Source organism: Ideonella sp. B508-1 (assembly GCF_000333615.1).
Classification (GTDB): domain Bacteria; phylum Pseudomonadota; class Gammaproteobacteria; order Burkholderiales; family Burkholderiaceae_C; genus Ideonella.
Genome location: NZ_BADL01000466.1, coordinates 1 through 2,203 on the forward strand (window position 1 = coordinate 1; position 2,203 = coordinate 2,203).

Annotated in this window: 2 protein-coding genes; both read right to left on the bottom strand. The window is 66.5% G+C overall.

Annotated features, from left to right (window positions below):
• Positions 1-1,664, bottom strand: a 1,664-nt coding sequence (locus I73_RS18800) for a secretin N-terminal domain-containing protein (RefSeq protein WP_234409546.1), incomplete at its 3' end; no start/stop codon positions are given.
• Positions 1,665-1,768: 104 nt separating this feature from the next.
• Entirely contained in the window at positions 1,769-2,116 is a 348-nt protein-coding gene (locus I73_RS29015) for a hypothetical protein (protein ID WP_022982034.1), read from the bottom strand.
• Positions 2,117-2,203: the final 87 nt, after the last annotated feature.

A 2,203-nucleotide genomic window follows, 5' to 3' on the forward strand; every position in this document is an offset into this window, starting at 1 on the left:
CGCAGGATGTGCGGTGTGATCGAGAGCACGATCTCGGTCTTGGTGTGGTCGTTGGACTGCTCGCCGAACAGGCGACCCACCAAGGGCAGATCTCCCATCCCGGGGAGCTTCTTGGCCGTCTTGCGGTCCTCGTCGTTGATCAGGCCCGCCAGGATCTGGTTCTCGCCATCCTTGAGGCGCAGCGTGGTCTGCGCGGTGCGCGCCCCGATCTGGTAGATGAGCGCGCCCGACTGTGTCTGCTGCTGCTTGGTGATGCTGCTGACCTCCAGGCCGATGTTGATCGCCACCTCGTTGTCCACGTAGATGGTCGGCTCCACGTCGAGCTTCAGGCCGACGTCCAGGTAGTTGATCGACTCGGTCGAGACCCCGGTGGAGGTGACGTTGGTGGTGATGGTGGGCACGCGGTCACCGATCAGGATCTTGGCCTTTTCCCGGTTACGCACGCGGATGCGCGGATTGGCCAGCAGGTTCGTGTCGGAGTCCTGGGCCGTGGCGGAGACCGAGGCCGAGGCCCCGGTCACGCCGATGGTGGAGCGGTTGAGGTTGCGCAGGTCGTTGAGCGTGATGGTGCCGCTGCTGCTGGACGAGGAGGACAGCGGCGCGAAGCCGAGCTGCTCGGGCCAGGCAACCCCCAAGTCCAACAGGCGTCCACGCTTGACCTCCAGGATCTCCACATCGAGCATCACCTCGGGAGCCGGCACGTCATGCAAGGCCACCAGCTTCTCGGCCAGGCGCACCGCCTCCGGGCTGTCTCGAAGGATCACCATGTTCAGGCTCTCGTCGACCACGACGTTGCGGCTCTTGAGCAGGGTGCGCAGCGTCTCGCCCACCCGCTTGGCATCGGCGTTGGCCAGGTAGAAGCTCTTGACCACCATGGGCTGGTATTCCTGCTGCTTGGTCGAGATGGCCGGGTAGATCAGCATGGTGTTGGCGTCGAGCTCCCGTCCTTCCAGCTGGTTGGTCAGCAGCAGCCAATTGACGGCCGCCTCCACCGTGCTGTTGCGCAGGTAGATCGAGGCGCGCTGATCCACCCGGACCTCCTTGTCAAACAGGAAGTTGAGCCCGGCCGTGCGGGAGATCACCTCGAAGATCGTCTGCAGCGGCGCATCCCGGAACTCCAGGTTGATCGGCTGGCGGTAGGCGGCCGCCAACCGGCCCGTGCTGCGGCCCCTGCGTTCCTGTTCTGCCGTGCGCTGATCGATCTGCTGGGCCAGAAGCGCCAAATCGGTGTCATGGGGGGATTCCTGACGCAGCTGCGCCAGATCGGCCCTTGCGGCCGGCCAGTCGGCCTGGTCGATCTCGCTCTGCACGCGGGCCAGCTGCGCATCGCGTCCCCGCAGCCGTTCAACCTGGCGCAGCCCTTCCAGTGCGCGGTCCTGGGCCTGTGGCTGGGTCAGCAGCGCACGATAGGCACCGTCGGCCTCGTCCCACTTCTTGGCCTTGAGCGCCTGGTCGGCCCGGTTCAGGGCCTGCTGGATCAGCTGCTCGCGGGCACGCAGCAGTCCGGCACGGTACTCGGCCGAGCCGGGCTCCAGGCGATTGGCCTCTTCCAGCTTGCCGAGTGCCGCCACCGGCTGGCCCGAGGCCATCAGGGCCTGGCCTTCGCTGTAGGCCTGCTCGGCAGCGCACCCACCCAAGACCAGCAACACGGCGGTCAGCAGCACGGCCTGCAAGACAGCCGGTATCGGGCGCCTAAACCGCCCCGTTCCGGCGCGAGAATTGAGGTGAAGTGGAATGGTCAAGGGCATGGGTCGATTCCGGAAGGCGCTCATTCGCCGATGTCGAGCGACTGTTCCTGTTGAAGAGGCAAGTAGCGCAGCGTCAGGCGCGGAGGCTCAATGCGCAGCACCTGGTAGGTGTCCAACAGCTTCTCCCCCTGGCGCGCCACCACAAAGCCACTGCCGGTGCCCAGGTAGACCTCCCAGTGGCCATCCTGTTGCTTCTTGCCCAGGAAGCTGAAGGGCAGTGGCGGCGCCGTGGGTGGTGGCGGTGGCGCCGGCTCCACCTTCGGGGGCGGTGGCTGCCAGCTGCGCACGGCGAAGATGTCCTTGAAGGACGCTGGCGTGGAGGCAGCTTCGGGGGCCTTGTCGAAAGCCTTCTCGGAAGCCGCTTGCACGGCCGCGGTCGCGGCAGATGCCGCTGAAGCGATGGACCGTCCAGGCGAAGGGTGCGCATCCGCTGCGCTTGGCGCCCTTGGGCCTGG